We start from the raw sequence: 20271 nt of genomic DNA on the forward strand, positions 1-20271 counted from the left end.
ACGATCAACTCTTATAAATATGAAAAAGATTATTTTTTTAATGATAGCTGTTTTTGTAACAACTACAGCTTTTACTCCAGGTACGTTATCGACAGGCGCTGCAGAGCAGCTGGCCTTTGAAGATGGTGAGTGGTTTAAATTCAGAATTCACTACGGTGTATTTAATGCCAGCTATGCTGAACTCCAAGTGAATAAAGCAAGACTTAAAGGTAAGCCTGTTTATCATATTAAAGGAAAAGGGAAATCTACTGGATTACTGCACCTCTTCTTTAAAGTAGATGATAATTATGAAACTTATATAGATCGTGAAACGGTAAAACCATATCGTTTTATACGTGAAATAGACGAAGGTGGACACACTAAGCATATACAAATAGATTTTGATCATGAAGCCGGCACCGCTTTAGTGAACGATAAGAAGAATAAAGAAAAAACTGTGGTAAAAATTGAGCCCTCTACTCAAGATATGATCAGTGCTTTTTATCATCTAAGAAATATGGTAGACATTGAAACGCTTCAGTTAGGAGATGAATTCACTTTACCTATGTTTTTTGACAAAGAGAATTTCGAATTTAAATTGAAGTATTTAGGTGAAGAAGTCGTAAAAACAAAGTTTGGCAAAGTCGCTTCCCTGAAGTTTAGACCTTATGTACAATCAGGTCGCGTCTTTAAAGAAGAAGAAAGTCTTACCGTGTGGATCTCAAAAGATGCTAATAAAATACCCTTGAGAATAAACGCAAAACTTGCTGTAGGCTCCCTGACTGCCGACCTCGAATCCTTTAAAGGACTGAAGCATTCTTTCCAGATTATAGCAGATAACTAGCCCTTTTAAGGCCTTAATAATAAAGAAAATAAGTCCTGATCGTATTTAGGTTAAATATAGTTAAGACTATGGCCTTAAGAATTGATAGAACCCGCTAGGTTCACTACTTTTGCCAGTCATTCTAAATGAACAACATGTCCGAAGAAATCAGCCCAGAAATTGCCCAGCGCATTAAATTGCTCGAGGATAAGTTTAAAAATTCTGGTCAAGACATGCTATCTTACTTAGACGGACTGCTTTATGACACCTATGCCACTTACTGGGATTATATAAGATTAGACACCTTACTAAGTCTTCAAGTAACGTCTACAGAGTTTCCTGACGAGATGATATTTATAAGTTATCATCAGATCACAGAATTGTATTTCAAGTTGATCATTCATGAACAAATGCAAATCATAGAAAGCAAACCGCTTACAGCTACATTCTTTAAAGAAAAAATAATACGTATCAACAGGTATTATACCGTATTGATCAACTCCTTTGAAGTGATGATTCAAGGAATGGAACGCGACCAATTTCTTAAATTTAGAATGTCTTTACTTCCTGCAAGTGGCTTCCAGAGTGCTCAGTTTAGAATGATAGAGTTCTATAGCAGTGATTTAGTTAATTTAGTTCATCCCTCTGTTAGGTCTCGCTTTCGCGAAAGCGGAAAAAACCACACACAACTAGAATTATTTGAAAATATCTACTGGAAAAAAGGAGGTATCGATAGGCATACTGGAGAAAAAACGCTCACACTAAAACAGTTTGAAAAGCGTTACACTCCTAGACTTTTAAGAATTGCAAAAGAAGTAGAACACACCAACTTAAATCAACGCTACTTAGCACTACCAAAAGAAGAACAAACACAAGAGCTTCAGGATGCATTGCGCGTATTAGACCAAAATGCAAACATCAATTGGTTGCTCATGCATATGGGAGCTGCACATAGGTATTTACGCAAAGAAGGAAAAGCAGTAAAAGCAACTGGAGGAACTAACTGGAAGGAATTTCTACCACCTAGTTTTCAAAAAATCTCATTTTTTCCATCGCTATGGACGCAAGAAGAGCACGATAACTGGGGAAAACAGTGGGTAGATCACTTATTAAACACAAAATAAATGATGAATAAATATTTCATCGCTGGTATAGCACTGGCATTGAGCTTTACGGCTTGTAAAGAAAATACTGGAGAATCTGTAATAGAGATCGTTAAAATCACACCTAAGATTGTGAAGCCTTTAATGAAATATGGTTTTGACCTCAATGAATATGAGATCATTGCAGACACGGTTAAAAATGGAGCGACGTTCAATGATTTAATCGTCCATCATATTGTCAAAGGACAAAGTGCTTACCAAACAGCAAATAGGCTCAATGAAATCTACGATTTACGTAGAATACAAGCTGGAAAACCCTTTAAAATCTTAAAAAGAAAAGACAGCCTTCATACTCCAGAAGCCTTTATTTACGAGCTTAGCAAAATGGATTATGTAGTGGTGAAATTTAACGACACCATAGCTGCTTATATAGATAAACATCCCATTTCTTTCAAAAGAAAAACAGCGAGTGGTACCATCAAATCGACATTATCGGAAGCAATGCAGGATGAAGGTCTAGGTATAAGTGCTATCTATGAACTCTCTGACATCTACAGATGGTCCATAGATTTCTTTAAACTTCAAAAAGGAGATCGTTTTAAAATGATTTACAAGGAGCGCTACATTAACGACTCTATTTACGCAGGTATAGAATCAATAGAAGCTGCCGTTTTTGAAACTGATCAAACACCGTTCTATGCCTTTGATTATACCACAGATACAGTGACTCAAATGAGCGATTACTATGATGAAAAAGGTAAGACACTACGAAGTTTTTTCCTTAAAGCTCCCGTGAACTATTCCAGAATTTCATCCCGATTTACAAAAAGAAGATTTCATCCAGTTCAAAAAAGATGGAAAGCACACAAAGGAACCGATTATGCCGCGGGCTATGGAACTCCTATAGTTGCCACTGCAAATGGAACGGTCACAAAGTCCAGCTATACTGGCGGTAACGGTAATTACGTAAAAATAAAACACAGCAGTACCTACTCTACTCAATACCTTCACATGACGAAGCGTAAAGTAAAAGTGGGCCAGCGTGTAAAACAAGGTCAGATCATAGGAACAGTAGGAAGCACAGGACTCGCTACTGGACCTCATGTTTGTTATAGATTTTGGGTCAATGGAAGACAAGTAGATCCCTACAAACAAAACTTACCTAGCGCAGAACCCTTACCTCAAGCAAAAATGGAGGAATACCTTCAGTTTGTCGCTCCATTAAAAGTAGAAATAGATCAATTACCTTTCAAAGAAAGCAACCCTATTCTTTAAACTAGTTCCTTACCACCAACTTTATTACTCATAGATCTTTTTAGAATTCCTTGTATCATGAAAAACATCAACCCTACTTCTACTGCGGCATGGAAAGCGCTAGCAGATCATTACAAAACAGCAAAAAACTTTAACCTCAAAGAAGCCTTTCAAAACAATCCTGATCGTGCAAAAGAGCTGACCATACAAGACGGAGATTTTTATTTAGACCTTTCTAAAAATTTGATTCTTAAGGAAACACAAGAGAAATTAGTAGACCTCGCTAACCAATGTCATCTTACAGAAGCTATTGATTCTTATTTTAATGCTGAGAAAATAAATGTGACAGAAAATCGTGCCGTTTTACATACCGCATTAAGAACCCATGACACTAACTCTAAAGTAGGAGAAAAAGTAACCGCAGCAATTGCCAGCAAAAAGAAAATGTTTGCTTTTGTAGATGCCGTAAATAAGGGAGAGATTACTGCTGCAAATGGAAAGAAATTTGATACCGTTGTAAATATAGGAATAGGTGGTAGCGATCTAGGACCTGAGATGATCTATGAAGCCATGCAAGCTTATAAAAATGATCTTATCCTTCATTTTGTCTCTAACGTAGAAGGAGATCATGTGGAGGAAACCTTAAAAAAGATCCAGCCCGAAACAACATTATTCGTTATCGTTTCTAAGTCTTTTGGAACGCAAGAAACGCTTACTAACTCAACAACCATTAGAAATTGGTTTACTGATAAAGTAGGAGCATCGGCAGTAGCAAAGCATTTTATTGCGGTAAGTAGCAATGTACAACGAGCCGTAGATTTTGGAATTGATCAAGAAAATATTTTCCCTATGTTTGATTGGGTAGGTGGCCGTTTTTCTTTGTGGAGTACCGTAGGGATGTCTGTTGCCTTAGGAATAGGTTCTAAAAATTTTCAGAGCTTGCTTGATGGTGCTCATGATATGGACATCCATTTCAGGAATACCTCTTTTGATAAAAACATTCCAGTTCAGTTAGCTTTAATTACTATATGGTACAACAACTTTTTTAAAGCGCAAAGTGAAGCTGTAATACCCTACACTCAATACCTTCATAGACTTCCAGCTTATTTACAGCAAGCCATAATGGAAAGCAACGGTAAAAGTGTGGACCGCAATGGAAATCACGTGAATTATGAAACTGGGAACATCGTTTGGGGGGAACCAGGTACCAACTCACAACATGCCTTTTTTCAATTGATACATCAAGGAACTAAATTGATTCCTGCTCAATTTATCGCTTTCGCGAAAACGAAATACAACCACCCAGACCATCAAAACAAGCTTATGGCAAATTTCTTTGCACAAACAGAAGCTTTAATGAATGGAAAAACAAGTCAAGAAGCAGCCCAAGATTTAGCTTCCTCAGGAAAACCACAAACTGAAATTGACCAACTGGTTCCTTTCAAAGTCTTTGAAGGAAATAAACCTACGACTACCATATTAATAGACGAGCTTACACCGCAAAGTATAGGTAAGCTGGTGGCTATGTATGAACACAAAATATTTGTCGAAGGAGTGATCTGGAACATATACAGTTATGATCAGTGGGGAGTAGAATTAGGAAAGGTCTTAGCCGATGCTATTCTAACCGACATTGAAAACTCCAAATCTGACGGCCATGACGCCAGCACAAGCGCTCTTTTACAAAAGTTTTTTGCTCTAAATAATTAAATTTCTCTTTTTCAGTTAATTAACGTTAACAAGCTGTTCACTTCTTAATGTTAGCTTAATATTGGTTTGCTGATTTTACATGTATTTTTGCAGCATCAAACTAAACTTATTCTGAAATGAACAGAACATTACACACTTTATTTGCAATCGGGCTTTTCTTAAGCTGCATCGCAGTTAGTGCGCAGGTTACTACCTCAAGCATTAACGGTCGTATCATGGAGAACATAGATACTGCCCAAGAACCTCTTTTAGGAGCAACCATTGTCGCAGTACATGGTCCTACAGGAACAAACTACGCTACTTCTACGGACATAGAAGGTTATTACCGTATTTCAAACATGCGTGTAGGTGGACCTTACACGATTAGTATTACTTACGTAGGTAAGAGAGAAGAAAAATTAGAAAACATCTTCCTTCAATTAGGGGAGTCTGAAAGAATCAGTATCACTTTGACAGATGAATCTAATGCTCTTGACACTATCGTTATTAATGCAGTAAGAGATGGAATATTTGATTCTGGTAAAACGGGGACAGAAACTAACATTTCTGAACGTGAACTCAATACCATGCCTTCTGTAACTAGAGGATTAGGTGATTTCTTAAGAAAAACTCCTCAAGCTCAAGTTTCTGAAGGTGGAGCGATCTCTATTGCAGGTCAAAACAACCGTTACAATTCTATCTTTATTGATGGGGCGGTAAACAATGACGTTTTTGGACTTGCAGGTTCTGGTACTAACGGTGGCCAGATAGGTGTGAATCCTATCTCCATTGATGCGATTGAATCGATTCAAGTTAACGTTGCTCCATTTGATGTAAGACAATCTGGTTTTACAGGTGGTGCTATCAACGCTATTACCCGTTCTGGTACTAATGAAGTAAAAGGAAGTGCTTATTTCTATACACGTAATCAAGATCTTGCTGGAAAAACACCAGTAGGTATCAGTGAAGATAACCGTGAGAAATTAGATGACTTTACTGCAAACCTTTATGGTGTGCGCGTAGGAGGACCTATCATTGAGGACAAATTGTTCTTCTTTGTAAATGCAGAGATTCAAAGAGAACAAGAGCCTAGACCATTTGAATCTGATATCTATAACGGAGACAGCAGTATTGCCGAAATCAATACGCTAAGAGACAACATCATCAACACATTCGGTTACAATCCTGGTGGGTATGAAAACACTATTACAGAACTAAATAGTGAAAAGTTCACTGTCAAATTAGACTATAATCTTGATGACAAGAACACCATTACTGCAAAGCATAATTATGTAAAAGGTGAATCTATATCTCCTAGCCAAAGCAATAACAGAAACATCAACTTTGCTAACGCTGGTATATTTTTCCCATCCGAAACGAACTTCTCTACCATAGAATGGAACACTACTAATGGTAGAAACCTATCTAACAATTTCATCGTTAGTTACACTTCTGTAAATGACAACCGTGATCCACTAGGAAATCCTTTCCCAAGAGTGCAGATCAACGATGGTGATGGTCGCATCACTTTTGGTTCTGAAGCATTCTCAACTGCTAACATATTGGAACAAAACATCTTTACAGTTACCAATAATTTTGAGGTTTCTAAAGGAGCTCACAACATGACTTTCGGAGGTAACTTTGAGAATTATAACATCAGAAACGTATTTGTAAGACAAAATTATGGTCAGTACACCTTTAATTCACTTGCAGACTTCAATACGTATTTTGACAATGATGCAACCAACGATGCTCTTGCAGATTCTTATTTTCATTCTTATTCTTTAGTAGATCCAGCTGGAACTTCTGGAGATGCCATTCAAAATGCAGCTGCTGAATTTCAATATTCTCAATTAGGACTTTACGCTCAAGATCAATGGAGTATCGCTGATAACTTTAAATTAACTTATGGTGTGCGTTTTGATGTTCCTTTCTTTGAAAGTGGAGCAGTAAATGATGACTTTAATAACAGAACCGTTGGACTGCTTGAAGCAGAAGGTTATGATTTAGAAGGTGCAAGAGTAGGTAAGAAAATTAAGAGTCAGATACATGTTTCTCCGCGTGCTGGTTTTAACTGGGACGTAACTGGTGACAGAACTACTCAAATACGTGGTGGTTTAGGAATCTTTACTTCTAGAATTCCTCTAGTATGGCCAGGTGGTGCTTATAATAACAACGGATTAAGTGTAGGTGAGGCTAATGCATTTGATAGCCAAACTTTTGTAGCTGATCCTTTTAACCAACCTTTGAATGGCGCTCCTGCTCCAGGTAGTGGTGCTGTAGGAGGACAAATTGACATCTTTGCTCCAGATTTCAAGTTGCCTCAAGTAATGAAGTACAACATCGGTATTGATCAAAAAACTGATATTTGGGGATTAATCGTAAGTGCAGACTTTTTGTACAACGAGACCATCAACAACATTTTTTATCAAAACTTAAACCTTACTCCATCAACAGAATCTTTAAACAATGCTGATGGACGTCCGTTCTATGATCGCCGTGACGAAGTAGATGACACCTATTCAAGAGTTATTTTAGGAACTAATACTAGCGAAGGATGGTCATACAACGGTACTTTTAGTATCAGTAAGCCTTTTGAAAATGGTTTTGGAGGTCAGGTTTCTTACTCTTATGGACAAGGAAAATCTATCTTTGAAGGTACTTCTTCACAAAACAGTTCTCAATGGAGAGGTGTAGCAACTGTTAATGGTAAAAATACTGCTGGAATAGGTAATTCTGAATTTGCCTTTGGACACAGAGTATCTGCTAACGCTTCATATGAAATAAAATGGAATGAGAATATCAGAACTACATTTGGTATGTTCTATAATGGACAGCAAGGTGGTACGATCAACTATATTTATCAAGGAAGAGATCTCTTAAATGATGACTCTAATGATAATGCATTGTTCTATATCCCAAGAGATCAAAGTGAAATCAACTTGGTAGAGAACAACGGTATCTCTGCAGCAGATCAGTGGGCAGCTCTTGATGCTTACATAGACAGTAACGACTATTTAAGTGAGCGTCGTGGTGAATATGCAGAACGTAACGGAGATCGTGGACCATGGAATCACATTGTTGATTTAAAAGTTCTTCAAGATTTCAGCTTGAACTTTAACGATAAGGAACACACTTTCCAACTTTCTCTAGACATCTTTAACTTCTTCAACTTCTTGAACAAAGATTGGGGTGAGCAAAGATTTATTAGTTCTAACGTAGGTATTGTAGAAGTAGAAAGAAATGGAGTTGATCCAGAATTCTCTTTCAACCCTAACTTTGCGGAAGGACTTGAGATAATTGATGACGCAGGAACTCGTTCTTCCAGATGGCAAATGCAAGTAGGTCTTAGATATATCTTTAACTAAGAGTTACTTTCAACATAATTTCAAGAACCCTACTCAAAACGAGTAGGGTTCTTTGTTTTTAAAGTATTTTTGAACCAAATATTTTTCATTATGTATAGCATTTTAAAATCGGCTCACTCTGGATGGGCTTACCTTCTTTTACTGGTTCTAGCCATAGCTACCATCAACGCTATAATAGGTTATTTTGGTAAGAAAGAATTTGGGAACACAGATTTCAGTCTAGCACTGGTTGGACTCATCGTAACACATATTCAGTTATTAATAGGCTTGGCACTTTGGGCGCTTTCTCCATACTCTAGCATGTTATTCAATGACACCTCCACAGTAATGAGCACACCAGAAATAAGATTGCTAGCCTTAGAGCATCCTTTGATGATGATCATAGCAGTAGCATTACTTACGGTTGGTTATTCCAAACACAAGAAGAAAATCGTTAGTAATGGCAAATTCAAAATGCTTGCTATTTTTTATACCCTCGCATTTCTAGTCGTCCTTTCTAGGTTGCCATGGAATCAGTGGTTATAAAATGTTTTCATACTGCTGTCTATTTTTTTCTTAGAATGTTGATCCTAACGCAGCTGCATGCGAAAGCTTAACAAACACAAACGCCTCGGTCATTCATTTGATCGAGGCATTTTGTTATAAGATCTTGGAAATAAAACTGTTGAAACTTGTATTTAAATGGCTGTAGTATAGTTTAGCGTTACTACAAATTAGAATTGGCTACTATGTATTAAAAAATAGTTGTCCTTACCTAAATCACTTTACTTTTGGGATGGGCTAGGAATGGGTTTTCAATCATAAAATTAAATTATAATCCCAGTAATAAACTACAGCTTTTTAAAACTATTCTTCGCCGCCATTAACGGAGAGCTGATTGGTGATCTCATACAAGCATATAGCCAAACTGTGTATGACGTTCATACTAGAATTTACACCAAACATAGGTATAGATACCGTATGATCTGCTGCATCTATATGTTCAATTCCGCTTCTTTCACTACCCAAAAGCAACACAATTTTCTGATACTTTTTGAATTCGAAATCTTGAATACGCATGCTTTTATCAGTAATTTCTAGTCCAATAATCGCATGACCTTCTTGTTTTAATTTATGTATGATTGAGGCAAAATCTGCATAGGTATCGTGTTCTATTTGATGAATCGTATTTCTTGCTGTTTTCCTAACGATTTTATTTTCAACAGCAGGTGAGTTTTCATGAAAATATATTTTTTCAACTCCCAAACTTTCAGAAATACGAAAACACATCCCTATATTTTCAGGAGTTCTAATGGCATCACAAACAATAGTAATGGGGAATTGCTTTTGATTGTTTTTTATGTCGTAATGGGTGAGTTGTTTCAATATTTTAGTTTTGATTACTTGCTGCTGCTGCAACCGGCATAATCGTGTTCAGTATATCGTAAACTCGATCTACCGTTCGTACATTTTCTACCGTAAGCAGCAATCGCAATCCTGAACGCGTTTGTTTTTCTTTCATCCTTAAAATCTTAGGATTGGTCTGCACCGCTTTTAAGACTCTAGAAAAGGATTCACTTTGATAGAAACCGCTTTGTTGATCAGAGATAAAGTATCCTATAAACTTGCCTTCTTTCATCACAATCTTTTCTAATCCCAATCGAGTAGCCACCCATTTGATTCTTACACTAGTCAGTAAATTCTCTGCTTCTTCCGGAAGTTCCCCAAATCGGTCTATAAGCTCTTTCTTATAAGTGTCTAAAGCTTTTTCATCTTCCACCTCGTTGAGCTTAGAATACAAAGACAAACGCTCTGTAATGGAGTTGATATAATCATCTGGAAAGAGCAATTCAAAATCAGAATCTACAGTGACCTCAGTAACGTGTTTCTTCTCTTTATCATTGGTCTCATAAAGATCAGCAAACTCATTTTCTTTTAATTCTGTGATGGCTTCGCTCAATATTTTTTGATAGGTATCAAAGCCTATTTCGTTGATGAAACCACTTTGCTCACCACCTAAAATATCTCCAGAGCCTCTTATTTCAAGATCCTTCATAGCAATATTAAACCCACTGCCCAGATCTGAGAACATTTCTAATGCTTGAATACGTTTTCTAGCATCCTCAGTCATCACATCATAAGGAGGTGTAATAAAGTAACAAAATGCTTTCTTATTACTGCGACCTACACGACCACGCATCTGGTGCAAGTCTGAAAGTCCAAAATTATTAGCATTGTTGATGAAAATCGTGTTGGCGTTAGGAACATCTAAACCACTTTCAATAATCGTAGTAGAAACCAGCACATCAAACTCTCCATTGATAAAGGCAAGCATCAGGTTTTCTAGTTTCTTTCCTTCCATCTGTCCGTGACCGATACCTATTTTTGCATCGGGAACAGAACGCTGTATCATTCCAGCGACTTCTTTGATATTCTCAATACGGTTGTGAACAAAGAATACTTGTCCTCCACGAGAAATCTCATAACTGATCGCATCTCGTATGATTTCTTCACTAAAACGCACCACATTGGTCTCTACCGGATGTCGGTTAGGTGGCGGTGTTTTAATCACACTTAAATCACGTGCCGCCATTAAAGAAAACTGTAAAGTTCTAGGTATAGGTGTGGCCGTCAATGTAAGCGTATCTATATTTTCTTTAAGTGTTTTGAGCTTGTCCTTCACCGCAACACCAAATTTCTGTTCTTCATCAATAATTAGCAGTCCTAGGTCTTTAAAAACAATAGATTTACTCACCAATTGATGCGTGCCGATAACGATATCAATAGAGCCATTTTCTAGCCCTTCCAAGACTCCTTTACGTTCTTTAGCAGTTCTAAATCGATTTAAATAATCCACTTTTACAGGAAGATCTACAAGGCGTTCATTAAATGTTTTTGCATGTTGAAATGCAAGGATAGTAGTTGGAACAAGCACGGCCACTTGCTTGCCATTAACGGCCGCCTTAAAAGCTGCTCTTATGGCCACTTCTGTTTTTCCAAAGCCTACATCACCACACACAAGTCGGTCCATAGGACGGTCGCTCTCCATGTCTTTCTTTACATCATCCGTCACACTGCTTTGATCTGGAGTGTCTTCATAGATAAAGCTAGCTTCCAGCTCATTTTGTAAATACCCATCTGGCGCATATTGAAATCCTTTTTGTGCACGACGTTTGGCATATAATTTAATCAGGTCAAAGGCGATTTGCTTAACTCTCGTCTTGGTTTTAGCCTTTAATTTTTTCCATGCTGGACTGCCTAACTTATATACCTTCGGGGGCTTGCCATCCTTACTGCTATATCTGGTGATTTTGTGTAAAGAATGTATAGAAACATATAAGATATCACGCTCCCCATAAATCAGCTTGATCGCTTCTTGCTTTTTACCGTTCACATCTATCTTTTGTAATCCGCCAAACTTCCCGATCCCGTGGTCAATATGTGTTACGTAATCTCCTATGACTAATACGTTGAGTTCCTTTAAGGTGATCGCCTGCTTTTTTGCATAACCGTTCTTTAAATGAAACTTGTGGTACCGATCAAATATTTGGTGATCAGTATAACAAACCATTCGCAAATCATGACTTATAAAACCTCGATACAGAGGCATCACGAATGTTTCATACTGCACCTCAGCTTTCATATCGTCAAAGATGTCATGAAAACGTTTGGCTTGCTGCTCGCTACTGCAAAAAAGGTAATTTTTATATCCGGCTGACTCGTTTTCCTTTAAATTTTCAATCAGTAAATCAAACTGCTTGTTAAAACTAGGCTGCGGTGATGTGTTATAAACTACTACCCCACTTGAGGTAGTAAATACGATATGATTGTATTGCTTAAGCTGTGTTTTGATCAACTTGCTATCACTGAAAATTTCGTGAGGTGTCAACTGCCTTACTTCTCCTTGCAACTCATTATATGCCTGTTCCGCTTTCGCAAAAAGCGAATCCACACGACTGTATAACAAATCCATATTCATCGAGAAAACCACCGTATTATTAGAAAGGTATTTTAAAAAGCTCTCCCGAGTTTCTTCAGACTGCTTATTCTCCACATTAGGAATAATGGAGATTTTTTTTGTTTGCTCTTTTGAGAGTTGTGTTTCCACATCAAATACGCGTATAGAATCGATCTCATTTCCAAAAAACTCGATGCGATAAGGTTCGTCATTCGAAAAAGAAAACACATCTAGAATTCCACCGCGTAGAGAAAACTCTCCAGGTTCTGTTACAAAATCAACTCGCTTGAATTTATACTCAAACAACACCTCATTAGCAAACTCAATAGATATTTGATCACCTACCGCAATTTTAAGCGTGTTTTTATCTAACTCCTTACGGGTAACTACTTTTTCAAAAAGCGCGTCTGGATAAGTAACAATCACTGCTGGTTTTTTGCGTGAGTTGATACGGTTAAGCACCTCAGCGCGCAAGAGTACGTTTGCATTGTCTGTTTCTTCTACTTGGTAAGGTCGCCGGTAACTTCCAGGATAGAACAGTACGTTTTGTTCGCCAACCATCTTTTCTAGGTCGTTCAAATAAAATGCAGCTTCTTCCTTGTCGTTGCAGATCAACATAAAAGGCTTGTCAGCATCCTTGAAAACAGTTTTAAGAACAATAGAAATGGAACTCCCGTTGAGCCCGCTTATCGTTGACAATCCTTGAGACTGTGCTGCGATTTGCCTCAAGCTTTGCGTTGGTGCAGCTTGTGAAAATTGGTTTTGAATAGTAGTAAAACTCATAATAGGATCGCAAAGATACGTTCTAGTTAAAGTTTATATAGAATATTGAGATTTCTTTAATAGAAGTTGCATTTACTTGTACAAAGCCCCACTAAAAAAGAAGTGTCGCTGATTAAAAAGAAGAAAATAATCTAGCCGTTAGCTGCTCTCCATTCCAGAAATTTCTTAAATGGATTGCTTTTGCCATTTATAGATCCGTGAATTCCTGATTGTATAAATAAAGCGATAGCAAGACCTAACGAAGTATAGGCGATCAACTGTGCACTAGATGCATCCAATATTGTTTCTGATTGAAAGCGAACGAAAATAGCAACAAGCGCCCAAACACCCACCATTGCAAATTCGCGCATGCTACGCTTCCATATCATTAGCGAATTAATCACAAAAGCGATAAAAATCATTAGGATGGTGACTATGACTTGAGTATCCAAGGCAATTTCATAGGTTCCATTTAACCAAGCAGCAATATTTGCAATAGTTGCCACACTTATCCAACCTGAATACAAACACAAAGGCCACCAGACTAATGCAATAATAGGAAATGGAGCATCCCAAATTTCCATATCCAACTGACGCACGCACATTAACAAGCAGAATAAGATTCCCAGCATCATCACTACAGAAGCGGCAATGTGCTCATCCAACCATAAGGCAACCCATAAACCACAAAAAATATTTGCAGCAAGAAACCAAGGGCTTGTGGTTAGTATAAAATCAGTTTTATAATTTTTCTTTTCTGCCTGATGCTTTTTAGAAAAGGAAACGTAAACTCCATAGAGTCCAAAAATCGTTAACATCAAGAAAATAACCCCCCAAATAGAGAAAGCATAAGAAGCTGGGGTAAAGAGATTATCGTACTCGGCACTTAGCTCCCCCACGCTTTTACCATTGTAATTTCCTGTGTTAGCATATCCATTCCACGCAATAAGAATGATGACGCTTAATAAATTTAAAATGGAAGTAAGTTTTCTAGACATGTTCTAAAGATAGGTAGTCTTTTGACAAGGTTAAAGACATCCGCTTAATTTTTCTGAAGTTTTATAGTCTAAAGATCTGATATGAATGACAAATTCATATCCAAAAGTGTAGCCTGGAATGAATAATTGCCATTTTTCAATTTCAATTTCAGTGAAGTTCCACCACTTCATCATCTGCTATGACAAAAATTCTATTTCCTTTTTTAGGTGGTAATGAGTAGGTTCCCGTAAAATCTCCAAAAGCAGGCAATATCATCCCGTGTTCTGTACAAAAAAAACAGGAAAGTTTTATTTTTTGCCTTCCTATTCCCTGTAGTTTTACTGATGGATGTACATGACCAGCAATGTTATACTTCCCTTGTATTTCTTCTGGATGATGTGTCAGAAATAAGTCTCCCATATGGAGCACATCGTAAGTTTTCATTCCCAACTGCTCAAAAGAGTCTCTAGAAATAACATCATGGTTTCCCATAACCAGCGCAATTTCTATTTCTTGAGAGCGCATCCACTGTTCAAAGAAATGCCATTCTGTATTTTTATAAGAATGAAATAAATCTCCTAAAAACCACAATCTAGAAGGCTGGAATTCTTCTATGATTTGGTTGAGTTTATCGTATTCCTGATCGTCTGCCTGAGAAGGGACGGCCATACCGTGCTTTCTAAAATGTGCACTCTTCCCTAAGTGAACATCAGCGAGGAGAATCACATCTTGCTCTTCCCAATAACACGCACCACTGCGATGCAATTGAAAGGTTTGATCTTGAAGTGTTACTTTTAATGCCATTTTCTAAGCTGATTGTGAATGCTAATAAGTTATTTATCTCTTTACAGATGGATGAGTACTACGCTTTTTATTTCTGTTGAAATAGAAGTTTATCAGGAGTTCGCTCAGGGCGAAAACAAGAGTAGCAACAAGACCTTTCTAAAAAACATATCGTAACGAGAGAATAAGATTGCGTCCAGCGGCAGCAATTCCCGAAGAATAGGTACGGTAACGTTGATCTGTTATGTTTTCTAAAATTGCCGTAGCCGTTAAACCCTTGTTGATTTTGTAACTGGATCTCAAATTCATGGTGTACCATCGCGGCGAGTAAGGGTTTCCATTCTTGTCCAACGCATATAAATAAGGGCGAGATTGCTGGCTAGGTGCCAAGTCATTGAATTCAAACTGACCGTTAAACATAACAAAAGCGTCCAATTGTAATCGATCATTTTGATACACCATGTGCGCATCACCAAAACTAGGGGACACATGGCGCACTGCCACTTTAGAACCATCAAGTTCCTTTTGCTCCCCATTGAGCCAGTTGTAATGGCCGTAGATGCGCACCTGGTCATTAATCTCGTATTGTGCCCCTATTTCTACGCCATAAACAATGCTGCTTTCGGCATTTTGTATGGCTTGTACCTGACTTAATTCTCCTTGATACAAAATCATGTCCTCACCGTTGAGTTGGTAATTTCTAGGAACTAAAGCATCTTTTAAATAAGTATAGTAACCCGAAATGTCAAAAGTGAATTTATCATTGATGCGTTTTTTAACCCCTAACTCTGAGTTATAAGAATACTCTGATTCTAGATCTGGATTAGGAATAATCACGGTTCCTGGGCTAGGGTCAAAGATCTTACCTATATCATCCACATTAGGTGCTCTAAAAGCCGTACTGAAATTAGCTCTCAACTCCCAGGTTTTCTCTAGAAGATATGTGGCCCCAAGCGCACCCGTTAATGCACCAGTACTCAATTGTGCCTCCTCAAAAGGGAAGTCGTAAAATTGGTCGTCAAATCGAGCATCTAGCCATATGTGATTGTACCTCAACCCTGACTGCACGACAAGCTTGGAATCTACTCTCCATTGGTAATTTGCATATGCTGCTAGTGATCTCCAGGAGGAACCATCGGGATACCTGCTCGGCGCAGCTCCCCGTTGCTCTGTATCAATATCAAATACGCTACCTATAGAGCCTACGCGATTGTGAATAAATTCTGTGCCGTAAAACAACACATTATTCTCTCTGTTGCGCCTTTCAAAATCAACAGAAGTTGTCCATACATCAACTTGCTCTTTGGTCTGAAACAGCTCTGAATCTTGAAAAGAGCGGTTGTTGCGGCTTTCTTGAAACTGCTGATATGCTTGAGAGAATATAGCTTTATCGTACCATTTTCCATCACCTCTATGTGTAGCTTTGGCATTTACCATCAACCATTTTTGAGGGCCGTAATACCATTGTGCACTACGGGGATTTCCATTATCTCTATATCTGGTCAGCACATCGTATCTAGAGAAGTTACCTGTAGCTGTATAAATCAATCCCATATCAACTTCCCAACGTTGATTAGGTTGGTAACTGAATTTTTGTAATAAATTTATTTGATCGTAAGCTGTAGGAATTTGTTTTTCTGGATCTCCATTAGCTATAAGCACATCTTGTACGTTAATTCTATCTACATACTGATTTCTAAGGTATTCATCTGGTCCATGAGAACCCATCTTCAAATCTCCAAAAGAATTCATGCTGATACTGGTTACAGCAGCAAACTTCTCTGTACCATAATTAAAATCTAAATGCGCTGTGTTTTCATTATTGGCAGCAGCATATCTTAGAACTGCATTCCCAGAAAACAAAGTAGAATCTGAGGCAAATTGAGGTTTTTTTGTGTAAAAATTCATTACCCCACCTATCGCATCGCTACCATAAACAACGCTTCCTGGACCTAAAATAACCTCCGTATGATCAATACTTAAAGGGTCAATAGAAATGACATTCTGAAGATTCCCGCCTCTAAAAATAGCATTGTTCATGCGCACTCCGTCCACTGTAATCAATAATCTGTTAGTTGAAAATCCTCTTATTAAGGGACTTCCGCCGCCTTGTTGTGATTTTTGAACATAAACTTGTCCTGACTGTTGTAATAAGTCTGCGCTGGTCTGTGGGTTACTAAACAGCACCTCTTCTGCACTTTGAGAGATGATCTTTTGAGGAATATCTTGTTTGCGTTGTTCAAACTTAGATGCAGAAATAACGATAGGGTTTATTTTTTCTGATCTAGGGGTCATCAGGATTTGCTCGCCCCTACTTTTTATATCTCTTTTATCAATAACATAGGTTTCAAAAGCCATACTTTGAAAATAGATACGGTCAAATTTTGAAAACATATCTAAGGAAACTTGCCCCTCAAAATCAGAGATAGCACTAACACTTTTGTCTTTATTATAAACAGCTACAGAAGCTAACTTCTCCTGAGTGACTTTATTTAAAATCGTAACCGTTTGTGCTGTGCTAAAAAAGCCTAAAAAAACAAACAAGATAGGTGCTAATTTCAATGGTCGAAAAGTTGCTTTAAAATTGATAACGAATGGGGTTTTTTAAAAGTTTGCAAATGTATCTGAAAATACGCAATGACCAAATTTAATAGGCCATTACGCTGTTCTCGATTCATTTTTATTTTATGTAGGTTATCAAAGTTCGTGCCTATGAAGGTTTTTAATTGCTCACTTTCCACATCAGTTAAGTGATGTGGTTGTAACCCGTTTTCATCAAAATTCCCATTCAACATATTAAAGTAGGTAGCATCTGAAGTGGTCACATCTGGTTGAAAGCCTAAAAAAAAGGTCATATCCAGTAATATTTTAATGGAAAAGTTTGCTACATGTTCCGACTGGTCTAAGTATTGAAAAACAGATGAAAGGTATTCAAATAGCTCTTCATCAGGCTGTTGCTCTGTAAGAAGTTGGGACAGTACTTCAGAAAAAAACAGAGTCATACTGCTTTTTACAATATCGTTATGCATGTTTTGGTAAGGAAAGATAACCCGTGCCTCTTTGATATATTCCAGCGTTCCTTTTCCTTTATGCTGAGTTTCTATTTCTAGTTGGGTCAACGGCTGGAAAAAGGAACTGCGCAATTTCCCTTTTCTAGATTTACGGATTCCTTTAAGAATAAAGGATTGCGTACCTAATTCTCTAGTATATAATCTTGCAATAAGGTCTGACTCGCTGTACTTTATAGCAGATAATACTATTGCTGGTGTTTTTACAAGCATTTATCTAACAATCATCAATTTAGAAACAGTAGTTTCTATATTATCCCTAGTAGAAATAAACAAAAAATATACTCCAGAAGCTACTTTATTCCCAGAAAAGCTCCGGGTATCCCAAGGAATGCTTCCTCCTTGTGAAACGGCTTCATAAACAAGGTTTCCTTCTATATCTGTAATTTTTACACGAGCCCTATCAGTTAATCCGTCGATAGTAACATTACCATCAAAGCCTGGACGTACCGGGTTAGGAAAAGCTCTTACATTTTCTAAATCTTCTTGTGGTTTACTGGATCGTTCTCCTTGAAAGGCGACAATACCTTTATCGGTCGCAAAGTAAATTTTGCCAGTCGACTCATCAATAGCTATATCGTTTACAGAATTTGTAGGCAGCGGTGAATTATCTGTTGTGAATTGAAAAAGAGTTTCTCTACCAGAAGGAGAGAATAAAAAGGCACCAGAACTAGCAGTTGCTACCCATTTGTTATTATTTCCATCTATTTCGATATCTAGGACAGCCTCATCTGCTAGCAACTCGCGCGGTATTCCGTTAGTGTCTTCTATTATTATAGATCTTGCATCACTAGGATTTTCTGAAAACATACTGTTGGGATTAAAAAGAACTCTTAACCCCTGATTAGATCCTATCCATAGTTGTCCGTTTAAATCTAATCGCAAGGTGGTTACATAACTATTTACTAAGTTCCCTAAACCTACGTCGTCAATAAGATTTGCAAACTGATTTGTAGCAGGATCAAATCCTACAAGACCATTTGCAATGGTACCGAAAAAAATAGTCCCGTTATTATTTGCTACTATTCTAGTTATTCCTTGATCAATAGCAATACTAGCGACTTCTTCACTCACATCAAAACTGGTCCATTGTCCAGAAGGAGTTCTTCTATTGAGAGCATTATCCACTTTATTTGCCAGACTCCATAAGTTCCCTTGATTGTCAAAAACACTATTGGAAATTCTTACAAAGTCAATTGCCGGAGGAAGAATACTTTCTAACGTGCTGTTGTTGATCCCGTATAAAGTAGTTGCCACTCCATCAGTAAACTCTAACAATCCATCATGCATAGAGTTGAGGTATACCTCATCAGTATTATCTGGGTTTATTGTAATCGTAGAAATACTGGCGATATTTAAAACATCGGGAGCTTCAAAATTAGTCCAACCTTCCTCTACTACTAAATGACTCACTCCTAATCGTTCTAATGGGAATGGATTGTACAACTCATCGTAATCTCCATAGGCCACCCATAACTCATCTGGGGAAGCTGCTATAGAAAATGCTCTGTTTCTAGTAGGCCCATCTGCTACAATAAATTCAAAGTCGGTCTGGTCTTGAATATTTACTCTAATCATCCCCGCAGTTTCGGTTCCTATGAACAGATCATTACCTAAACTAATCGCTTGAGTGAAATTATAATTGAGACCTCCTAAGGTTGTTAAACTCAGTATCTCGACAAAATTAGTATCAAAGACCTGTATGGCATTAGGTGTGGCTACTGTAAAAAATACATCGCTTGAATGCGCATCTATCGCTACCGCATTTAAAGTAGTTGTCGTAGGTTGAAAATTAGCCGTTCCCATCTGAAAAACCTGCCTGGAGAGAGAAAGTCCATATAGCTGAGAATTAAAGCTAGTGACTTCACTAAATAAGGAACCATTGATCTCACTCCAGTTCATAAAATCAATTAAAAACGGGTCAATAATACTCGCTCTTCTAATCCCTGAGCTTCTCGTGGCAGCATAAAGAAAGTCTTGGTAAATCTCTATGGATAAGATTTCAATTTGCCCACCATTGTCGCCTATAAAGTAAGTGTCGTCAAATTCTAATCGGTCTAAATTATAAATCGCAATCCCAAAGTCTGTAGCAATATAAATAAGGTCCCCACTTTCCTTAAACTCATTGATTCTTTTATCATCTGGAGGGATGACTTGTTTGTCTTTTATAGCCACTACGTCTATTACTTCTCCATCTTGATCGATTATTTGAAGCAAACCGTTTTCATAACCTATCACCAATACCGATTTATCTTCACTATAATGGATCTGACTTATCTCATCTCCACTAAGGCCATTCACTGTTGTTAAGGTGGTAAATGTTCTCGAACTGAGATCGTATATAAAGACGGCATTTTCACTGGCAGCATAAACTGATGTTGCCGATTCCTCAATATCTACAATAGTAGTAAACGAGAAAAGACCTTCCCAAGAATTTGAAAAATCTTGAGCAACGGTGAAGTTGCAAACCAATAAAACAATAAGGACAATTTTTTTCATACACCTATAACGTACCCATCTTTAGTAT

13 protein-coding genes are annotated in these 20271 nt (G+C 37.6%); 6 read left to right on the top strand and 7 right to left on the bottom strand.

All coding sequences use genetic code 11. From position 1 onward, the window contains the following. Window positions 1–19: 19 nt before the first annotated feature. From F0365_RS03230 to F0365_RS03255, 6 genes are all read left to right on the top strand, one after another. Window positions 20–823, top strand: a complete 804-nt coding sequence (locus F0365_RS03230) for a DUF3108 domain-containing protein (RefSeq protein WP_240961861.1) — start codon at window positions 20–22, stop codon at window positions 821–823. Between the two features lie 134 nt (window positions 824–957). Next, on the top strand, window positions 958–1926 hold the full coding sequence (locus tag F0365_RS03235) for a tryptophan 2,3-dioxygenase family protein (RefSeq protein WP_169932370.1): 969 nt from the start codon (window positions 958–960) through the stop codon (window positions 1924–1926). Then, window positions 1927–3180 carry a M23 family metallopeptidase gene (locus F0365_RS03240; RefSeq protein WP_169932371.1) on the top strand — a complete coding sequence of 418 codons (1254 nt, stop codon included), beginning with the start codon at window positions 1927–1929 and terminating at the stop codon, window positions 3178–3180. A gap of 57 nt (window positions 3181–3237) precedes the next feature. Continuing rightward, window positions 3238–4869: a glucose-6-phosphate isomerase gene (gene pgi, locus F0365_RS03245; protein WP_169932372.1), complete on the top strand. Its 1632-nt coding sequence runs from the start codon at window positions 3238–3240 to the stop codon at window positions 4867–4869. Window positions 4870–4985: 116 nt separating this feature from the next. Beyond that, window positions 4986–8216 carry a carboxypeptidase regulatory-like domain-containing protein gene (locus F0365_RS03250; RefSeq protein WP_169932373.1) on the top strand — a complete coding sequence of 1077 codons (3231 nt, stop codon included), beginning with the start codon at window positions 4986–4988 and terminating at the stop codon, window positions 8214–8216. Between the two features lie 90 nt (window positions 8217–8306). Further along, window positions 8307–8741, top strand: coding sequence for a hypothetical protein (locus F0365_RS03255; protein ID WP_169932374.1), 435 nt, complete (start codon window positions 8307–8309; stop codon window positions 8739–8741). A gap of 321 nt (window positions 8742–9062) precedes the next feature. Here F0365_RS03255 and F0365_RS03260 read toward each other — a convergent pair whose 3' ends face one another. From F0365_RS03260 to F0365_RS03290, 7 genes are all read right to left on the bottom strand, one after another. After that, window positions 9063–9581, bottom strand: coding sequence for a TrmH family RNA methyltransferase (locus F0365_RS03260; RefSeq protein WP_169932375.1), 519 nt, complete (start codon window positions 9579–9581; stop codon window positions 9063–9065). Window positions 9582–9585: 4 nt separating this feature from the next. Further along, the gene (gene mfd, locus F0365_RS03265) at window positions 9586–12936 is read right to left on the bottom strand and encodes a transcription-repair coupling factor (protein WP_169932376.1); all 3351 of its coding nucleotides are present in this window, start codon (window positions 12934–12936) and stop codon (window positions 9586–9588) included. 131 nt (window positions 12937–13067) lie between these two features. Beyond that, on the bottom strand, window positions 13068–13913 hold the full coding sequence (locus F0365_RS03270) for a hypothetical protein (RefSeq protein WP_169932377.1): 846 nt from the start codon (window positions 13911–13913) through the stop codon (window positions 13068–13070). A gap of 148 nt (window positions 13914–14061) precedes the next feature. Further along, window positions 14062–14697, bottom strand: a complete 636-nt coding sequence (gene pdeM / locus F0365_RS03275; RefSeq protein WP_169932378.1) for a ligase-associated DNA damage response endonuclease PdeM — start codon at window positions 14695–14697, stop codon at window positions 14062–14064. Window positions 14698–14835: 138 nt separating this feature from the next. Further along, a complete protein-coding gene (locus tag F0365_RS03280) occupies window positions 14836–17238 on the bottom strand; it encodes a TonB-dependent receptor plug domain-containing protein (protein ID WP_169932379.1) in 2403 nt (800 codons plus the stop codon). Continuing rightward, window positions 17235–17957 (bottom strand): DNA repair protein RecO, encoded by a 723-nt coding sequence (gene recO, locus F0365_RS03285; RefSeq protein ID WP_169932380.1) that lies wholly within the window; start codon window positions 17955–17957, stop codon window positions 17235–17237. Before recO ends, F0365_RS03280 begins: the two co-directional genes overlap by 4 nt. Then, complete coding sequence (locus tag F0365_RS03290; protein ID WP_169932381.1) at window positions 17958–20243, bottom strand: T9SS type A sorting domain-containing protein; 2286 nt, start codon at window positions 20241–20243, stop codon at window positions 17958–17960. Window positions 20244–20271: the final 28 nt, after the last annotated feature.

The organism is Nonlabens sp. Ci31 (assembly GCF_012974865.1).
GTDB lineage: Bacteria > Bacteroidota > Bacteroidia > Flavobacteriales > Flavobacteriaceae > Nonlabens.